Raw genomic sequence first — 17,457 nt, 5'->3', positions numbered from 1 at the left:
CTAGCGGGGGTGAGCCGCTTTCTTTTGCCTACTTTTCTTTGCGGCAGGCAAAGAAAAGTAGGTGCCCGCCCCGCACAGGGGCGACGCTAATAGACCAATAACAAATCAAGGAAAGGCCAACACCGTAGGCACACAGAAACAAGCGCCGAGCAGGCAAACAAACCCAAAGCAAAGCCCACCGCCACAGGCAAACAGCCAATGCCGCCGCCAAAGGCAAAAAGGACTATTACCCTTCCCCCCGATACCCCACAAGCACCTTATGTGCAACCATATCCATAGCAGGCTTAATCAACCCATTCTTGTCAGTCCAAACCTTGGGCGTCAACGCCCCACTCAACGCAACACTATCTGCGTCAGCCAAAGCCAGCAACGCAGTCTGCACATCATCATCAAACGCAATCACGTTGACGAAAATCGTATCGCCATCATTGGTGGTCGCCCGTACCTTGCAGGTCACAAAGCGCTTGCCATTCTGCCCAGTGCGAATCTGCGCCTCGCCGTACAAACGCCCGCCCACCAGTCCATCGATCATCGTCCTGCTCCTGTTATTCCGTACCGTGCAAAAAGCAACATCGCTCTGCACGACACGTATGATCCCACGATACGCAGCGCCGCTTACGCAAAAGCACGAACCGCTCGCGCCTTCACCGCGAACCCGTCTGCGCGCCCGCCGCCTCGAAAATATCGCGCAACCACTGTGCAAACACCCGCACACGCGACGACAACTGGCGATTCTGCGGATACAGCACCGAAACCGGCATCGGCGGCGGCGGGAAATCCGCGAGGATGATCTTTAGCCGCCCGGACGCCAGCTCGCCCGCCACACGGTATTGCGGTACTTGCACGATGCCGAGCCCGGCCACCGCCGAGCCCGTGTAGAGATCGGCGCCGGTCACCGATACCGCCGACGGCAGGTACGTGGCCGTATCGCGGCCGTCGATTCTGAATTCGAGCGGCACCGGCTTGCCGGTCGCGCTGGACAGGTAATTGACCGCCCGATGCGCGGACAAGGCCGCCGGATCGGCTGGCTCGCCATACGCCTCCAGATACGCCGGACTCGCCACCGTCACTTGCGACAACTGCGCGACACGCCGCCCCACCATCGACGAATCCTGCAGATTCCCCGCCCGCAGCACGCAATCGATCCCCTCCCGCACCAGATCGACCAACCGGTCATCCTCGCCGATCGTCAGCTCAATGTCTGGAAACCGCGCGAGAAACGCCGGGAGCGCCGGCACGACGAAGTGCCGCGCCAAGGTGCCCTGCAAATTCACCCGCAGCAGACCCTTCGGCGCGATGTTCGTAAACGAGCCTTCCGCCTCCTCCATATCCGCGATCAGCCGCACGCAGCGGCGGTAATACGCCTCACCGTCGTGCGTCAGGCGTACCGAGCGCGTGGTGCGCTCGAGAAGCCGGGCGCCGAGCCGCTGCTCCATACGCTTCATCAGATTGGTGACGGTGGCGCGCGGAATCTGCAGGTCGTCCGAGGCGCGCGTGAAGCTTTGCCGCTCGGCGATCCGTACGAACACGCGCATTTCCTCAAAGCGATCCATGGTTGATGCCTTTGTGACGGGCCGGCGATTCGGCGGCCTGTCGATCAATTGTTAAAGCAAATGGAATGATAATGGCAATTCTAACCAGATTATCTCATCGACGAAAGCGACCATGATTCGTTTCACCAACCCACCACACAGAAGGAAACGAATCATGAACACGATCAAAAACGCCCAAGTCGCCATCGTTACCGGCGCATCCCGTGGCATCGGCGCAGCGGTTGCGCAACGCCTCGCCAACGACGGCTTCGCGGTTGCCGTGAACTACGCATCGAGCTCAACGGAGGCCGATGCGCTAGTCGCGCAACTCACGGCGGCGGGCGCCAAGGCCATCGCCGTGAAGGCCGACGTTTCGAAAGCCGACGACGTGCGTCGCATGTTCGAGACCACCGAACAGCAACTCGGCAAGGTGGACGTGCTGGTCAACAACGCCGGCGTGCTCAAGACGGTGCCGCTCGCCGACACCAGCGACGCGCTGTACGACCAGACCTTCGACATCAACGTGCGCGGCACCTTCAACACCCTGCGCGAAGCAGCCGCACGGATGAACAACGGCGGACGCATCGTCAACTTCTCGAGCACGACGCTGGCACTGAACATGCCGGGCTATGCGATCTACAACGGCACCAAGGCCGCCGTCGAAGCCTTCACGCACGTGTTCGCCAAGGAACTGCGTGGTCGCAACATCACCGTCAACGCGGTTGCGCCGGGCCCGATCGCCACCTCGCTGTTCCTCGACGGCAAGACCGAAGAACAGATCCAGACCTTCGCGAAGATGCCGCCGCTGCAACGCCTCGGCCAGCCGGACGACATCGCCTCGGTGGTCTCCTTCCTCGTGGGTCCGGATGCAGGCTGGGTCAATGGCCAGATCCTGCGCGCCAACGGCGGCGTGGCTTAACCCCGCTTGATAACGCTTAAAGAGCCTTTTTCATAGCACTTTCATAGGTCGTATCACTTTCATCGAATCGGAGAAGAAAATGCAGAAGAACATCATCCTGGTGACGGGCGCGGGTACGGGCATTGGCAAACTCACCGCGCAATCGTTGGCCGAAGCCGGCCATATCGTCTACGCGACGATGCGCGATGTCGAAGGACGCAACAAGCCGCGAGCCGACGAAATGCAGGCGCTCGCCAAAGCGAAGGACATCCAGCTGCATCCGCTCGAACTCGACGTGTTGTCGCAAGAATCCGCCGATGCCGCCGCCGCGACGATCATCCGCGAACAAGGACGACTCGACGTGGTGATGCAGAACGCGGGGCATCTGGTGGTCGGCCCGAGCGAAGCGTTCACGCCCGAAGAAATGGTGAAGGTGTTCGACACCAACCTGTTCGGCGCGCAGCGTGTGAACCGTGCGGTGCTGCCGTATCTGCGGAATCAGGAAGCCGGCTTGATGTTGTGGATCAGCAGCACGACGACCAAGGGTGGCTTTCCGCCCTTCCTCGGGCCCTACGGCGCCGCAAAGGCTGCGATGGATTCTTTGGCGGTCACCCTCGCCTACGAAATCGCCCGCTTCGGGATCGAAACCTCGATCGTGGTGCCAGGCGCGTTCACTCGCGGCACCGCACACTTTCCGAGCGCCGGCAAACCAGCCGATGCGGAACGCGCCGCCGCGTATGCACGCTATGACGGCGTGATGGATCAGATCGGCGAGCGCCTGTCCGAACTCACACCGGACGACGCCGATCCGCAAGCCGTGGCCGATGAAATCGTGCGAATCGTCGCGTTGCCGTCAGGCGAGCGGCCGATGCGCTCGGTGATCGACTTCGTCGGTGACGGCGCGCGTGAAGTGCTCGAAGTCTCGGAACGCGTGCGCATCGAGTTCGCCAAACGGATCGGCATGGGCGATCTGCTCGAAGCGAGGATCAAGCGTTAATCGAACATTGCAGCAAGGGACGCCAGGCGTGATCGATGAGCCTTGGCGTCCCGCTGTTCCTTTCCCGCTTTGAACACACCCGTTCATGAAACTTTCAATCCTGATCGCTGGCGCGGTCCTACTACCCTTTCTGATCGCCGCATGCGATGCGCGACCACAACCTCAGTCGCCGGACGCGCCCCTCACCACACGGAGTACTGAAATGAAACCCTCTGTGACTTACCTTCATTTGTTGAAGCACACGCCCTTCTTCACGAGTCTGACGACCGAACAACTGCGTTGGGTAATCAGCCATTCGCATGAATGGGAAGCGCAACCCGGCACCGTGGTCGCGCAATGCGACGGCAGCGCGCACGGCGCCGCGAACAATCAAGGCATGTGGATTCTGCTGGACGGCGGTTGGCAAATCGAATACGGCAAACAATCATATCCGGCGGGCCATGCGGACGCAGGGAAATGGTTTAGCACGGCAGTCACCGATCAGGCATGCCGTCTTGTCACTACCGAACACAGCTATGTGATGAAAATCGAACGCGCCGACTTCGACGCGATGCTCGAACAAGGTTTCGCATTCGACGAACATCTCGATGCAGGCCGACGCTATTACCGCGAACTGTTCGCCGCTCCGGCCGAACTCGTCAAATAGCCGTCGAGCCGGAGCGGGTTGTTACGCTGTGCAAATGCCAACCAAGCCTGCTTAAACCGCCTTCGGATTACGCTCCACAAATCCTTCCTGATGCCAGTACGGATACGCGGGACGTACAGCGCTTGCAGCGTCGAGTTTCGCCACCTGCTCGGCCGTCAGATTCCAGCCTACTGCGCCGAGGTTCTGCCGCAACTGCTCTTCGTTGCGCGCACCGATTAGCACCGTCGACACGGTCGGCCGCTGCAGCAGCCAGTTCAGCGCGATTTGCGGCACGGTCTTGCCGGTTTCGGCCGCGACTTCGTCGATCGCATCGAGCACGCGGAACAGATACTCGTCCGGCACCGGTGGGCCCATGTCGGCGGTTTTATGCAGACGGCTCGTTTCCGGCAATGGCTGACCGCGCTTGATCTTGCCGGTGAGACGCCCCCAGCCGAGCGGACTCCACACCACCGCCCCCACACCTTGATCGACGCCGAGCGGCATCAACTCCCACTCGTAATCGCGGCCGATCAGCGAGTAGTAAGTCTGGTTCGCAACATAACGCGGATAGCCGTAACGATCCGCGGTGTCCTGCGATTTCATCAGATGCCAGCCGGAGAAGTTCGACACCCCCGTGTAGCGGATCTTGCCGGCGCGCACGAGATCGTCGAGCGTCGACATGACTTCAACGATTGGCGTCTTTGCGTCGAAACCGTGCAACTGGAACAGGTCGATGTAGTCGGTTTGCAGACGTTTGAGCGCCGCGTCCACCGCCTGAATCAGATGAAAGCGCGACGAGCCGACATTGTTCGGACCCTCGTCGAAACGGAAGGTCGCCTTGGTCGAGATGATCGCTTTGTCGCGCTTGCCCTTGAGCGCTTCACCAAGCACCGACTCGGAAGCGCCGCTCGAATAGATGTCGGCAGTGTCGAACATCGTGACGCCCGCATCGAAACAGATGTCGATCAGGCGACGCGCTTCGGCGACGTCGGTGGCGCCCCACGCCTGAAAGAATTCACCCTTGCCGCCGAATGTGCCCGTGCCGAAACTCAGTACCGGCACCTTGAAACCGGATGCACCCAGATGTCTGTATTCCATTGACGTATCTCCGTGGCCTGTCCGTCGATAAACGGACACTCAGTCTACGCGCGTCCAGGCAAACGTGTCGGCGAACGCGGCCAGCGCGTCACGCGCACTTCGAATCACGCTGTCCCAATCGCCCAATGCCGGCTGCCGGAACAACCTCGCTTGCGCGTACCAGGGCGTATCGGTACGTTCCAGCATCCAGCGCCAGCACGTGTCGAAGCGGTTCAGAATCCATACCGGCTTGCCAAGCGCACCGGCCAGATGCGCGCTGGACGTGTCCACCGATATCACCAGGTCGAGGTTTGCCACCAGCGCCGCCGTGTCGGCGAAGTCCTCGAGTTCTTCCGTGTAGTCAACAACGTTGGGGGGCGAATCGTTGCGCGGCAATTGCAGCGCGGCCGGTCCTTTTTGCAGGCTGAAGAACTGTACGTTCGGCACGTCGAGAATCGGTGCGAGTCGCTCGAACGTAATCGAACGGCGTGCGTCGTTCTTGCGGAGCTCTGCGACATGCGGCCGATTCCCGCCCGCCCAGACGAGTCCGACCTTCAAGCGCCCTTGCGCTTGTGCTGCGATACGCTTGTACCATTCACGCGTCGCTTGCGGGTCGGTGAACAGATAAGGCGTCTTTGACGGAATACTCGCGAGATCGGTCTTGAACGCGAGCGGCAGGCTTAGCAACGGACAGTGACAATCGAATGGCGGCAGCGCGTGGCCGGCTTCGATCAATTGATCCACACCGTCGAGCGTGGACATTAGCCGCATCAACTCACCCGGCACTTCCAGCACGACCTTTGCGCCGAGCTTCGACACCATCGCCGCATAGCGGCAAAACTGCAGCGTGTCGCCGAGGCCCTGCTCGGCGTGCAGCAGAATCGTTTTGCCTTCGATTGAAAAATCGCCCAGCCAAAGCGGTTGCGCGAAGGTGCGCCGGCTTGCCTTGATCCGGCTACGCTCCCAGCGCCATTCGTATTCCTTCCATCCTGCTTCCAACTGCCCCAGTTGCAGCAGACACAACGACCGGTTCCAATGCGTCTCGGCAGCGGCGGGATTCACCGTCAACGCCCGCTCATAGCTCTGCAACGCCTGCGCGTGGTCATTGAGATCGATCTGCGTCAGGCCGAGGTTGTTCCAGGCATCGGCAAATGCAGGGGCGAGTTCGAGCGCACGCTGATAGCTTTGCCGCGCTTCATCCGGCTGGTTCAGATCGCTGAGCGCATTACCGCGATTGCTCCAAGCGTCCGGATAGTTCGGCTGTAGTGTGAGCGCGTGATCGCAGCTTGCAAGGGCGTCGGCGGGGCGGGCCAGATCGCGCAGCACGCAGGCGCGATTGTTCCAGGCTTGCGCGAAATCCGGCATCAAAGCGATCGCGCGATCAAAGCTGCCGAGCGCTTCGCGTGGCAAGTTCAGGCCGGCTTGCGCATTGCCGCGATTGTTGAGTGCGTCCGGGAATTTGGCCTGCAATGCGAGCGCGCGATCGGCACTGCCGAGCGCTTCGTCGAAACGTTGCAAGGCATTGAGCGCATAGGCGAGATTCGAATGAAGCGGCGCCTGCTTCGCATTGATGGCGAGCGCCCTTCTGAGGAACTCGATGCCCTCCTGTACACGACCCGCTTGCAGCGCGAGCGCGCCCATCAATTGCAGCGCCTCGAAATGGCGGGGTTTGAGTTCGAGAATCTCACGGTAGAGTTCTTCGGCCTCGGCGAAAGCGCCGTTCTGCTGAAGCGCGACGGCCTGCCGAAGGATAAGGTCCAACTGTTGCGGAAGATTGGCGGGCTTGCACATGAGGTGAGCTTTGATTGAATGCGGATGGAATCGGGAAACCGCTTTCGAACTGCATGAATCGCGCTGAAAGCCGCGCAGGCCAGGCCCGAAAGAACGAAGCCGATTATCGCCGAAAAGAACGCAGTCGGCCTGCTGCGTGCAGGCGGCCCATCATTGTCGCGAGCGAGAGAGTTGCTGCTGGTTTTGGAGGCGGTTTTTAGGTGTCTTTTTTTTAGGCGCTTTTTTTAAGCGCCTTTTGGAGGCGTTTTTTGTGCCACATGGTGGGGCGCGTCACGCCGCAACGTGACGCGCGCCTTGATGCTCAGACTGTGCCAGACCGTGTCTGGCCGGCCTGGTGGGTCTGGTGTGCGGCTTACTCGGCAGCCAGATGCTTGCGCTTGGCGAGCTCCTGAGCCATCGCGTAATGCTCCTGGATGGTCGGCAGCGCCTTCTTCGCCGCGTCCTTCAATTGTTCGTCGCGGCCCGAAGCGATTTCCGCCTGGAATGCCGACAGCGTTTTCTGTTCGCCGGCGAGCGCGACCTGCTCGATATAGGTCTTGTCGAAGTCGGCGCCCCGCAGGTTATTGATGCTCGCGAGCACTGCCGCGTCCGGATCGTTCTTCGGCACGTCGACCCCACGCGGACTCGCGGCGCGCAGCGCGTCCGAGATTTTTGCGTTGTCGTTCGACACGCGCTCGGCAAATGCCTTCACGTCGTGGTCGGTGGAGCGCGAGGCGGCGATGCGTGCGGCGTCGCGCTGCGTGGCGACATCCTTGGTCGCGTCGGTGATGAAGGCCTGGTCGGCGGCATGAATACGAGCGGCGTCTGGCGCGGCCGACGGGGTCTGAGCACTGGCCGCGGTAGCGACGGCCATAAGGCTGGCGACGCAGGCACTGGTGATGACGGCGAGAGGCAAGCGGATCATATGTTCTCCTTGGAGTGGAAGCGAAACGACAGCGATGCGTGTGCGCCGTGGCCACTGCGTGCGATTGCATTGATACCTTGCAAGTCGCTTGCGACTGACTAACGGCGCCGCGCTCTTATCGCTGTGCATTCTAGGAGGCTCATTACCCAGCATGTGAAACCATGCTGTCGCTTCTGTAACGTTAGGTAACCTTCATACAAATGACCCACCTTTTACTGTAGGGCCGCGGCCCGCTTCCTACCCGAATAGCGGCTGGGTGTTAACCAGAAAGCATCAATAAACCGCCTGAGTTCACTGAACTTTCCTGCTGTTGCGCCGATAACAAAAAGGTAGGGCACGCGCCAGGACCGAACGAAGGGGTTGCATGGCGCACCACTCGCACCGCAATCTCTGGGGAGTTTCGATGGCAGTAGATCACCGCGCGAACGACGAACGCAGCAACCTGACGAGTTCCAACAAGTTCGAGTTATTGCTGTATCGGCTGGGATCCGTTCCCGGCAGCGACGCGCACGAGCTTTACGGCATTAACGTCTTCAAGGTGCGTGAAATCTCGACGATGCCGCCGGTGACGCCGATTGCGGGTTCGTCGCCGTACGTCATGGGTGCTGTGGACATTCGCGGGCAGATCATTCCCGTGATCGATTTACCGCGCCTGATGGGTTGCGAGCCGACACGTGGTCTGAACATTTTGCTGGTGACGGAATTCGCGCGTTCGACGCAGGCTTTTGCGGTCGAAGAAGTGGACGACATTGTTCGGCTCGAGTGGAATCAGGTGCTATCCGCCGAAGGCTCGGCCGGCGGCAATCTGGTGACGAGCATCGCGCGTATCGACGGCAACACGGGCGACTCGCGGCTCGCCCAGGTGATCGATGTGGAGCAGGTGTTGCGTGACGTGTTTCCGTCGCAGCATCCGAGCGTCGACCCGACTTCTGTTGGTGAGGCGCTTGGCATTCGCCGTGGCGCGAAGATTCTTGCCGCTGACGATTCCGGTTTTGCACGCAAGCTGATCGAGCAGGCGTTGAGCGCGATCGGCGCGGATTACGTGATGACCAAGACCGGCGAGGAGGCGTGGAATACGTTACAGCAGGCCGCGCGTGAAGCGCAGGCTACCGGCACGCGGGTGAAGGATAGTATTGCGCTGGTGTTGACCGATCTCGAGATGCCGGAGATGGATGGGTTTATGTTGACGCGTCAGATCAAGGCTGACGAGCGGACCCGGGATATTCCGGTGATTATTCATTCTTCTTTGACTGGCGCCGCTAATGAGGCGCATGTGAAGAATGCTGGCGCGAATGGGTATGTGGCGAAGTTTGCAGCCGCTGAGCTGGCTGATGCTATTCGCAATGCGCTTGGGGGGGTGCCTGCGGCAGCAGTTGTTTGAAGTTGCGGTTTTTTGCCTGCGGCGCGGTTTGTTTCGTCTGTGTGCCTATGGCGTTGGGCCTTGCCTAGTTTTTTGCCTGCGCGGCGCTCTTTGGGTGTGCCCTTGCGGCGTTGGCCTTTCCTTGTTTTCTTATCGGTTTATTAGCGTCGCCCCTGTGCGGGGCGGGCACTTACTTCTCTTTGCCGGCCGCAAAGAGAAGTAAGCAAGAGAAAGCGGCTCAAACCGCTAATTCTTAAGCGGGTCCCCCGCGCAGCCACGGTAGTGGTGCATCTGGAATCTGTGTTCTCGCACATTCAGCGTCAGTGACACAGCAGTCATTCTTCCGGCAGCGCTGCGCGCGCCGAAGCGTATTTCATAAAACCACCCGCTGCGATTGGCGCCCGCGCTTTACCCGGTGCCGTGGCTCGTCATCGCATCGCCACTGCCACTGCAACTGCAACTGCGATGGCGGCATCTCGACATCTCGACATCTCGACATCTCGGCATCTCGGCATCGGCATCGGCATCGGCTTCGGCTTCGGCTTCGGCTGTGACTATGAGGCGAATGAGAGTGCGACGCCTTGACATTTCATTTGAAGTGCAATTCGCCTCTGAGTGAGGAGGCGCTTCGCCGAGGCGAAGCTGATGGCCCACCACACGCAATCGAAGCCCCTGGTTTCCCATGCAGACCCATCCGCGACGCACGCAGTGCGGAGTGGGAGCTAATGAGCGCCTTGTCACTCACGCTGAAGGTGCGAGGGCACGGATTCCAGATGCACCACGATCCCCTCCAAGCCAGGGGACCCGCTTAAGAGTTGGCGGTTTGAGCCGCTTTCTTTTGCCTACTTTTCTTTGCGGCAGGCAAAGAAAAGTAGGTGCCTGCCCCGCACAGGGGCGACGCTAATAATCCAATATCAAATCAAGGAAAGGCCAACGCCGTAGGCACACAGAAACAAAGCGCCGCGCAGGCTAACAAAACCAAAGCAAAGCCCACCGCCACAGGCAAACAGACGAAACAAGCGCCGCGCAGGCAAACAACCAAACCGCGCCGCAGGCAAAAAACCCCATAAAAACCCAAATTCTATGTGACCATACCCAAACCCCAACCCGCACGGAGTGCAAAGGCAAAATGCATCAACCAGACCCACTCCACCCCCTGCGTCCCTTCCTGAAAAACTACGTGTGGGAACACGGCCACATCGGCACGCGCTACATCAACTGCGCCACCGGCGAAATCGCCTTCGATGACGGCAAAAAATCCCGCTTCGCGGCAGAAAAATACCTCTACGTCCCGCTAGACAAAGACGCCACCGACGACCCACTCGCCACCGGCCCCTCAACCCAGGATGCCGCCCTCGCGCGCTTCCTCCGCGCCGCGCAACTCGGCAAACCCGAAGAAGCCGGCTCCGCCGCGGAAGTCCAACGCGCCGTTCACGATTGCGTCGACCTGGCAATCTTCAGCGCCTATCAACACGACGCGCTGCAGGCAGTCGACCACTACACCCAGGAAGCCATGTTCGACGACGAAATCCGCGCAGCGCTCGTCGACGATATCCGCCGCACTTACAGGCCCATGCGCGAACAACTCGCGCTCTATGACTTCACCGTGCTGCATGGTCTGCCCACGCCGCTTCTCTTCAGCGATTCACCATTCATCGACTGGCGCGTACGCGTCAAGCCAGCCATGCCGTTCGTCTCGCTGCCCCTCGGACCCTACGCATTGCTGGTCGGCACGCCGTCAGGACGAACCAGCCGCGCCGCACCCGTCGCTTGGAAAACCGCCGTGTCGATGGGCGCGCTCAAGGATCACAATCGTCTGATGGTCGAACGCGCCCGTCTGTGGATCGTGGCCACCAGCGACGATCAACTGTTGGCCATACAAGATCGCTTCAAGAAAGACGACGCATAACCAGCGCCGCTCTGCATGGCTTCACGCCTGGCGGCCCGCATGCGCTTCGAGCGCAAGCGAAAATGCCAGATGGCCAATCTTGACGCCCATGGTGTTGATCATCGGCGGCGCATGAAACGCGCCCAGTTGCGCACGTTGCTCAGGGCTGCCGATATCAAGCCGCGCGAGCAGTTCAGCAACAGTGGCATACAGCACGCCGATGTTGCCGTCCTCGATCTTCACCGCAATGCCGAGTGCACCATCGGCGCCAAGCTGCGCAGTCTGCCGCGAGGCCCTAACGCCGATTGCGTAGCTGCCGTCGGCGCCGACCTTGCCGATCAGCGCGCCCTCGAACGCCCGCATTAACACAGTGCAGAAGCGCCCCTCGCCTGCCACCCACTCCGGATGGGCCGCCATCGCACGATAGATGCGTGCGAGCGCAGCGGTGCGTGGCGCAATGGAAGAAGAAGCGGCAGCCGACGTCTCGTCCTCAGCCGACGCGAGCTTCGCGAACAGGCGGGCAAGGCGGTCGAGGGCAAACGCCGGCGTCGGCAGATTGCAACCGTCGATCGACCATTGCACCGCGTCGTCCGGCAAGTCGCATACCTCGGCGACGGTATGCTTCACGCGTATCTGTAATGGATGCTCAGGCAGTTCATACCCACTAAGCGCGGCGCCGATCGAACGTGCACCGGCCAGCATGCCGGCATGCTTGCCCGAGCAATTGCTACACACCGCGTCCGGTTTGAAATCGCGCTTCAACCAGTCGACATACACAGCGTCGGACAGTGGAGGATGACCGCCGCAACGCAGATCCGCTTCGCTGACCTGCGCCTTGGCCAGCATCTGCCGCGCGCGTTCAATGTGACGCGCCTCGCTGCTATGCGAGCCACACATCATCGCGAGGTCCGCTTCGTCGAAACCGAAGCGCTCAAGCGCGCCGGTTTCCAGCACAGCCAAGGCCTGCGCGGGTTTTGCCGCGGAACGCGCCAACGTGATGCGCGACGGATCGCCGAATGAATACAGCAGGCGGCCATCAGCCTGAACCACGGCGACATGAGCGATATGGGTATTCTCGATTGCTTCGCCGCGATAGACAGTCGCCGCAATCGGCCCGGTTTCGTGCAAGGTCATAATCGTTCTCCTCCTGATCGCTTCGGTCGGTGCGATCGCTATGAATCATGGTGACGCGAGCGATTCTACGTTCGTCTTCCGTTCAATCCAAACCGACGCTGTACTACCACCGCATGTGCTGCGTGCACGACGAGTTGGACCGGCGCTCAAGCCGCGTCGTGAATATGCTCGACAAGATAGTCGATCAGCACCCTCACCTTCGGCGGCAAAAACCGGTTCGGCGGATACAGCAGCCACACCGATCCTACGTAAGCGCGCGCTTCAAGATTCCAGTCGGGCAGTACCTGCACGAGCTCGCCGCTTAGCAATGCATCGGTGGCGGCAAACTCCGGCAAGTTCGCGATGCCGAAATCCTGCTGCGCAGCGTCGAGCCGTGCGCCCGCATGATTGGCGATGTAGCGCCCTTTCACGTCGACGCTTTGTGCCTCCGTTCCGCGGCGAAAGCGCCAGCGGTTGTCGTCGGCCGTTTCGCCAAGGTAGATGCAATCGTGCTTGAGAAGATCGCGCGGTTGCACCGGCGTGCCGCGCTCACGCAAATAAGCCGGCGATGCACCCAGCAGCCAGCGCACTGCGCCCAGCCTGCGTCCCGCGAGTCCTTGCGGTGGATGCTCGGTCAGACGGATCACCAGATCGACATCGTCGCCGAGCGGGTCGATGTCGTGATCGGTGAAAAGCAGTTGCAGGTCGACTTCATCGTAGGCCCTCAGAAAGCCGGGGATCAGCGGGTGAATCACGGTCTTCGCGAACGCGGTCGGTGCGCTCACGCTCACTTTGCCTTGCGGTCTGCCGGCCAGTTGCCCGGCTGCATCCACCGCGCCCGATGCGGCGCTCACCATGTCGCGGCAGAAACGCGCCACCTGGGCACCCGATTCCGTGACCCGCACGGTACGCGTGGACCGTTCGAGCAGGCGTGTCGCCAGCGCGTCCTCGAGGCGCTTGATCTGGCGGCTGACAGTAGACGGCGTGCTGCCGAGCTGACGCGCGGCTACCGAAAAGTTGCCGGCATCGACGACGCGCGCGAAAACCGCCATGTCCGGCAGCAAAGCGAAAAGGTCAGTTGGGTTCATCGTCAAGCGCTCGTGAGGTTGAGCCGATTAATGCATTTGCGACATAAATGCTATGCACATCGACCCGATTATCGCCTCTCAAGCAAAGTTCGACAATACGCGTTCATCTGCTCGAGGTCCGCCATGTCGAAACAAGAACGCCTGCTTCTGCTCTCCGATCTGATGCTGCTCGCGGTCGCCGTGGTGTGGGGCACCAGTTACGGCGTCGTCAAAAGCGCCCTGGTGTTCTATCCGGTTCTGGGTTTGCTGGCGCTGCGCTTCGGCATCACCTTCGTGATCCTCTCGCCCGCCTTGCGCCATTTGCGCGCCGCCGATGCCCGCACGCTGCGCGGTGTGCTGATCGCGGGCACCCCGCTGCTCGGCATCTTTCTCTGCGAAACCTTCGGCATTCTGCTGACGCGCGCGGCCAATGCGGCGTTTCTGATTAGCCTGTGCGTGGTGCTGACGCCGCTCGTCGAATGGTGGCTGCTCAAGCGCAGACCGAGCCGCATCGAATGGGCGGCGGTCGCGCTTTCGCTGTTTGGCGCCTGGCTGCTGGCGGGGGATGGCGCGCTAAGTTTCAATCCCGGCGACGCGCTGATTCTGCTGGCCGCGCTGCTGCGCGCGCTGAATGTGTGTGTGACGAAACGCGTGATGCGCGACTCCGCGTTGCCGCCTTTGTCGGTGACAGCGGTTCAGTCGGGCGTGGTGGCATTCGGCAGCGCGGCGGTGGCGGTGCTGTTTGTGCCGCAACAATGGCAGCCAGTGCCGTCGCTCGCCGGGCACGCCATGTTCTGGGGCTACATCGGCTATCTGGTGATCGCGTGCACGTTATTCGCGTTCTTCGCGCAAAACTTCGCGATCAAGCGCAGCAACCCGACGCGCGTGTCGCTGTTGATGGGCAGCGAGCCCGCCTTCGGCGCGCTGTTCGCATGCATCTGGTTAGGTGAACGGATTTCAACGGCGGCCTGGATCGGTGGCGCGCTGATCGTCGCGGCGTCGATTCTCGCGACGGTGCGATGGGCGGCGTTGCGTGTGAGCGCGCCGGGCGTCAACGAGCGATCCGCATGATGAGGGTGGCCGAGTGAGGTTGCCACCCTCATAGCGGGTCGAAGCGCGCGTCAAATCATGCGTGCGATACCGTTCGGGGCGCCGTGCGCGTCGATCAACTGCTCGGCGCCAGCGCCTCTTCCCGCTCCAGCGAACGCGTGCGCTTGAGTTCTGGAAAGAACCGCATCCACAACAGGGCAACAGCGATCGTGGCGATGCCGCCCACCAGCACGGCCGGTTGTGCGCCCCACCACCCCGCTGTCACGCAGCGATTCGAACTCGCCCAGTTGATTCGATGTCCCGATGAAAAGCGAATTGACCGCGCTGACGCGGCCCAGCATGTCGTCAGGCGTGCGCAGTTGCACGAGCGACAGGCGCACCACGACGCTGATGGTGTCCGATGCACCCAGCACCATCAGCGCGAAGAGCGACACGAAAAATTGATGCGACAGGCCGAACACGACCGTGGCCGCCCCAAACGCGATCACGCCACCGAACATCGCGGCACCGGGCCGGTTGCGCAGCGGGAAATGCGCGAGCCAGATGGTGCCCGCGAGCGCGCCGATGGCGGTGCCCGAGCGCAACAGACCGAGACCGAGCGGCCCTGTGTGCAGGATGTCTCGTGCAAAGACCGGCAACAGCGCCGTCGTGCCGCCGAACAGCACCGCGAACAGATCGAGCGAGAGAGCGCCGAGTATCACGGGTTCCTTGCGGATAAAAGCGATACCCGAGAACACCGACTCAAGCGTGACCGGCGCACGGCTCGCCAGCCTGGCCTGCAACGGGATGCCCCACACGGAGACCGCAGCGGCCGCGAACGATAGCGTGCATGCGAGATACGCCGCGCCCGGACCGATGCCGTACAGCAGGCCGCCCAAGGCGGGCCCTGCAATCTGGGCGGATTGATTCGCGGAGGTGGCCCATGCCGTGGCTTTGGGCAATTGCCCGCGTGGCACGACGCCCGGCAACAGCGAGGCAACCGCAGGCGATTCGAAAGCGCGGGCCGCGCCCACGCATGCAGCCAGCACATAGATGACGGGCGCGCTGATCCAGCCACCGAAGGTGCCGAAGGCGAACAGCAATGCAGCGACGCTTTCGAGGCTTTGGCAGATGGCCGCGATCCGGCGACGGTCGTAGCGGTCGGCGACGTGGCCGACCACGAGCGTCAGCACGAACATCGGCAGGAATTGAGCGAGGCCGACGAGGCCCAGCGCGAAAGCGCTGTGCGTGAGCGCATAGATATGCCAGCCCATTGCTACTGCGAGCATCTGGAACGACAGCGATGAGAGGATGCGGGTACACCAGAAACGTTGGAAGGCGGGGTGTTTTGGCAAACTAAAACTAGGGTCGCCGGTGGGATCGGCAGGAGGTGGGGGCATGGGTTTCTTGCTCGCTACTAGGCTGGCCTGGGCGGCGAGTAGTTTAGAGCAAGTTTATCTAACTGGGAGGACGCCTGCGCGCGCGGCTATCTGACGCGCACCCATTTACCCGGCGGCGTAGCCGAAGTAGTGCTCAGCCAGGCCGGCGCCGCCTATCTGCGCGCCAGACGTTGCTGAAGGACATACCTGCTGTACTGCAAACCCATTGCCTCGAAAATCATATGCACATAACGCTCCGATAACCCGAGCGCGTTCGCGCAAGCGGACCGACTGGTACGGATCGAAATCGTGGCTCCAAGAACGAGACCTCCCCTGGGTCTACAGATGATCTCGAGATTTCCCTACGATGGAACTTGCTCCCACTATTGCCGGAACGGGTATGAATACAATTGATAAAAAAGGTGCCCCATCTCTTCGCACTCAGGTTCGCCGGGTAGCCCAGCGCGGACAGTATGATCAAGCCACCCTTTACGCCATCCTGGATGAAGCGTACGTCTGTCATATCGCGTTCGCAGACGATGACGGTGTGCACTGCCTTCCCACCGCCTGCTGGCGGGAAGGCGATCATCTCTACGTCCACGGATCCAACGGCAGTCGCATGCTTAAGTTAGCGGCTAGTGGCGCGCAAGTTTGCGTGACGGTCACGCACCTCGACGGGCTTGTGCTGGCTCGCTCGGCATTCAACCATTCGATGAACTATCGTTCTGCCGTGGTCTATGGAGCCTTCGAGTTAGTGTCCGGTGAAGGCAAGGCGGCAGCGCTGGAGACCTTCCTTGAAAGCATCGCGCCAGGCCGCGCCCGAGAGGTGCGTTCTGGAAACGCGAAAGAACTTGCTGCAACAACGGTGTTGCGTATCTCTCTGACAGAAGCGGCGGCCAAGATCCGCACAGGTGGCCCGAAAGACGACGACGATGATCTCGGCTTACCGGTTTGGGCAGGCGTGTTACCCATGACATTGGCGCCACTCGCGCCAATCGCAGAAGCGGAAACAGCTGAGCCGCCTAAGTACGTTCGAAGCTGGCATACCGCCAGTCCGAATTCAATGGAATAGCAAAGCTAAATCACGATCAGGCCGCACCCAGCACCGTCAGGGGCACTACGACCGAGGCGCTCTCCACATTCCCGTAACGATGGGGCCGTTTCCAGGCACCTGAAACGAAGAAACCGACTCAAAACCTAACGCCGCGTACTTCGGATTATTCAGCTCGTTACTAGACTCCAGGTACGCCGGCATTTGAAGCTCGTCCATCAATTTCAGATTCTGACCAAGCAACGACATGCCGATGCCTTGGCCTCTGTGCTGCGACGCAGTGCCGAGCAAACCAAGATAGTAGTGTGGCTCCGACCTGGGATGTGCCTCATCAAATTTATCCAGAAATCCTGCGACTTCAGAAGCCCTTTCGCCACACAACTCTTCCAGAATTTGCTCGAAGCTCTGGGCATCCTCCGGGAGGAACGCTGTGCCTTCTGGCGGAATCCAAACCGATACGGCTTCGTAGCCTCTTGTGCGGAAGACAAATGGAAACCGCAGTGCCGACTTAATGAACATCGCCCAATATGCCCGCATGCTCCGCTTGTCATGGAATACCCAACTCCACACTGGATCGGAAAGAAACGCATCCGAAACGACATCCGTGACACAGGATACTTCGGCAGGGTTCGCAACAATTGCGCTCATTGACTATGACCTCGAAGCCATTGATTGGGAAGGATATGACTTCCGCTATAGACAGTGATCACTTCAGGTCCTCGTGAGTTGCCGTCCGTAATCTTCCG

Annotated in this window: 15 protein-coding genes and 1 pseudogene; 7 read left to right on the top strand and 9 right to left on the bottom strand. The window is 60.8% G+C overall.

The window, feature by feature from the left end; translation table 11 throughout:
* Window positions 1–226: 226 nt before the first annotated feature.
* Both GNZ12_RS31475 and GNZ12_RS31470 read right to left on the bottom strand, forming a co-directional pair.
* Complete coding sequence (locus GNZ12_RS31475) at window positions 227–532, bottom strand: single-stranded DNA-binding protein (protein WP_172316019.1); 306 nt, start codon at window positions 530–532, stop codon at window positions 227–229.
* Between the two features lie 112 nt (window positions 533–644).
* A complete protein-coding gene (locus GNZ12_RS31470) occupies window positions 645–1,553 on the bottom strand; it encodes a LysR family transcriptional regulator (RefSeq protein ID WP_172316018.1) in 909 nt (302 codons plus the stop codon).
* 154 nt (window positions 1,554–1,707) lie between these two features.
* On the opposite strand from GNZ12_RS31470, the gene GNZ12_RS31465 reads away from it, so the two are divergent.
* The 3 genes from GNZ12_RS31465 (at window position 1,708) to GNZ12_RS31455 (ending at window position 4,073) form a co-directional block, all read left to right on the top strand.
* A complete protein-coding gene (locus GNZ12_RS31465; protein WP_172316017.1) occupies window positions 1,708–2,451 on the top strand; it encodes an SDR family oxidoreductase in 744 nt (247 codons plus the stop codon).
* 79 nt (window positions 2,452–2,530) lie between these two features.
* Window positions 2,531–3,427, top strand: a complete 897-nt coding sequence (locus tag GNZ12_RS31460; protein WP_172316016.1) for an SDR family oxidoreductase — start codon at window positions 2,531–2,533, stop codon at window positions 3,425–3,427.
* Between the two features lie 202 nt (window positions 3,428–3,629).
* On the top strand, window positions 3,630–4,073 hold the full coding sequence (locus tag GNZ12_RS31455) for a hypothetical protein (protein ID WP_235993940.1): 444 nt from the start codon (window positions 3,630–3,632) through the stop codon (window positions 4,071–4,073).
* A gap of 51 nt (window positions 4,074–4,124) precedes the next feature.
* Here GNZ12_RS31455 and GNZ12_RS31450 read toward each other — a convergent pair whose 3' ends face one another.
* The 3 genes from GNZ12_RS31450 to GNZ12_RS31440 all read right to left on the bottom strand — a co-directional run bounded on the left by GNZ12_RS31450 (window position 4,125) and on the right by GNZ12_RS31440 (window position 7,824).
* Complete coding sequence (locus GNZ12_RS31450; protein ID WP_172316014.1) at window positions 4,125–5,150, bottom strand: aldo/keto reductase; 1,026 nt, start codon at window positions 5,148–5,150, stop codon at window positions 4,125–4,127.
* Window positions 5,151–5,189: 39 nt separating this feature from the next.
* The gene (locus GNZ12_RS31445) at window positions 5,190–6,920 is read right to left on the bottom strand and encodes a tetratricopeptide repeat protein (protein WP_172316013.1); all 1,731 of its coding nucleotides are present in this window, start codon (window positions 6,918–6,920) and stop codon (window positions 5,190–5,192) included.
* A 352-nt stretch (window positions 6,921–7,272) separates the two neighbouring features.
* Entirely contained in the window at window positions 7,273–7,824 is a 552-nt protein-coding gene (locus GNZ12_RS31440) for a DUF4142 domain-containing protein (protein ID WP_172316012.1), read from the bottom strand.
* 403 nt (window positions 7,825–8,227) lie between these two features.
* Here GNZ12_RS31440 and GNZ12_RS31435 point away from each other — a divergent pair, with 403 nt between their 5' ends.
* Complete coding sequence (locus GNZ12_RS31435; RefSeq protein WP_172316011.1) at window positions 8,228–9,205, top strand: chemotaxis protein; 978 nt, start codon at window positions 8,228–8,230, stop codon at window positions 9,203–9,205.
* 1,108 nt (window positions 9,206–10,313) lie between these two features.
* Window positions 10,314–11,093: a hypothetical protein gene (locus tag GNZ12_RS31430; RefSeq protein WP_172316010.1), complete on the top strand. Its 780-nt coding sequence runs from the start codon at window positions 10,314–10,316 to the stop codon at window positions 11,091–11,093.
* A 21-nt stretch (window positions 11,094–11,114) separates the two neighbouring features.
* Here the strand turns inward: GNZ12_RS31430 and GNZ12_RS31425 are convergent, their stop codons facing one another.
* Complete coding sequence (locus GNZ12_RS31425) at window positions 11,115–12,206, bottom strand: asparaginase (protein ID WP_172316009.1); 1,092 nt, start codon at window positions 12,204–12,206, stop codon at window positions 11,115–11,117.
* Window positions 12,207–12,352: 146 nt separating this feature from the next.
* Window positions 12,353–13,273: a LysR family transcriptional regulator gene (locus GNZ12_RS31420; protein WP_172316008.1), complete on the bottom strand. Its 921-nt coding sequence runs from the start codon at window positions 13,271–13,273 to the stop codon at window positions 12,353–12,355.
* Between the two features lie 123 nt (window positions 13,274–13,396).
* Between GNZ12_RS31420 and GNZ12_RS31415 the strand changes: the two genes are divergently transcribed.
* Window positions 13,397–14,323 carry a DMT family transporter gene (locus GNZ12_RS31415; RefSeq protein ID WP_172316007.1) on the top strand — a complete coding sequence of 309 codons (927 nt, stop codon included), beginning with the start codon at window positions 13,397–13,399 and terminating at the stop codon, window positions 14,321–14,323.
* A 94-nt stretch (window positions 14,324–14,417) separates the two neighbouring features.
* Here GNZ12_RS31415 and GNZ12_RS31410 read toward each other — a convergent pair.
* Window positions 14,418–15,681: pseudogene (locus tag GNZ12_RS31410) on the bottom strand (MFS transporter).
* A 346-nt stretch (window positions 15,682–16,027) separates the two neighbouring features.
* On the opposite strand from GNZ12_RS31410, the gene GNZ12_RS31405 reads away from it, so the two are divergent.
* Entirely contained in the window at window positions 16,028–16,732 is a 705-nt protein-coding gene (locus GNZ12_RS31405; RefSeq protein ID WP_235993939.1) for a pyridoxamine 5'-phosphate oxidase family protein, read from the top strand.
* Between the two features lie 45 nt (window positions 16,733–16,777).
* Here the strand turns inward: GNZ12_RS31405 and GNZ12_RS31400 are convergent, their stop codons facing one another.
* Entirely contained in the window at window positions 16,778–17,359 is a 582-nt protein-coding gene (locus tag GNZ12_RS31400; RefSeq protein WP_172316006.1) for a GNAT family N-acetyltransferase, read from the bottom strand.
* Window positions 17,360–17,457: the final 98 nt, after the last annotated feature.

Origin of the sequence: Paraburkholderia solitsugae, assembly GCF_013177695.1 — a bacterium.
Classification (GTDB): Bacteria; Pseudomonadota; Gammaproteobacteria; order Burkholderiales; family Burkholderiaceae; genus Paraburkholderia; species Paraburkholderia solitsugae.
This window is presented reverse-complemented; position numbering and strand designations above follow the sequence as displayed.

Coding starts and splice junctions, on each gene's coding strand:
- GNZ12_RS31405 (WP_235993939.1), top strand. CDS start 16,028: ATGGAACTTGCTCCCACTATTGCCGGAACGGGTATGAATACAATTGAT.
- GNZ12_RS31465 (WP_172316017.1), top strand. CDS start 1,708: ATGAACACGATCAAAAACGCCCAAGTCGCCATCGTTACCGGCGCATCC.
- GNZ12_RS31470 (WP_172316018.1), bottom strand. CDS start 1,553: ATGGATCGCTTTGAGGAAATGCGCGTGTTCGTACGGATCGCCGAGCGG.
- GNZ12_RS31450 (WP_172316014.1), bottom strand. CDS start 5,150: ATGGAATACAGACATCTGGGTGCATCCGGTTTCAAGGTGCCGGTACTG.
- GNZ12_RS31435 (WP_172316011.1), top strand. CDS start 8,228: ATGGCAGTAGATCACCGCGCGAACGACGAACGCAGCAACCTGACGAGT.
- GNZ12_RS31455 (WP_235993940.1), top strand. CDS start 3,630: ATGAAACCCTCTGTGACTTACCTTCATTTGTTGAAGCACACGCCCTTC.
- GNZ12_RS31445 (WP_172316013.1), bottom strand. CDS start 6,920: ATGTGCAAGCCCGCCAATCTTCCGCAACAGTTGGACCTTATCCTTCGG.
- GNZ12_RS31475 (WP_172316019.1), bottom strand. CDS start 532: ATGATCGATGGACTGGTGGGCGGGCGTTTGTACGGCGAGGCGCAGATT.
- GNZ12_RS31460 (WP_172316016.1), top strand. CDS start 2,531: ATGCAGAAGAACATCATCCTGGTGACGGGCGCGGGTACGGGCATTGGC.
- GNZ12_RS31440 (WP_172316012.1), bottom strand. CDS start 7,824: ATGATCCGCTTGCCTCTCGCCGTCATCACCAGTGCCTGCGTCGCCAGC.
- GNZ12_RS31425 (WP_172316009.1), bottom strand. CDS start 12,206: ATGACCTTGCACGAAACCGGGCCGATTGCGGCGACTGTCTATCGCGGC.
- GNZ12_RS31400 (WP_172316006.1), bottom strand. CDS start 17,359: ATGAGCGCAATTGTTGCGAACCCTGCCGAAGTATCCTGTGTCACGGAT.
- GNZ12_RS31415 (WP_172316007.1), top strand. CDS start 13,397: ATGTCGAAACAAGAACGCCTGCTTCTGCTCTCCGATCTGATGCTGCTC.
- GNZ12_RS31430 (WP_172316010.1), top strand. CDS start 10,314: ATGCATCAACCAGACCCACTCCACCCCCTGCGTCCCTTCCTGAAAAAC.
- GNZ12_RS31420 (WP_172316008.1), bottom strand. CDS start 13,273: ATGAACCCAACTGACCTTTTCGCTTTGCTGCCGGACATGGCGGTTTTC.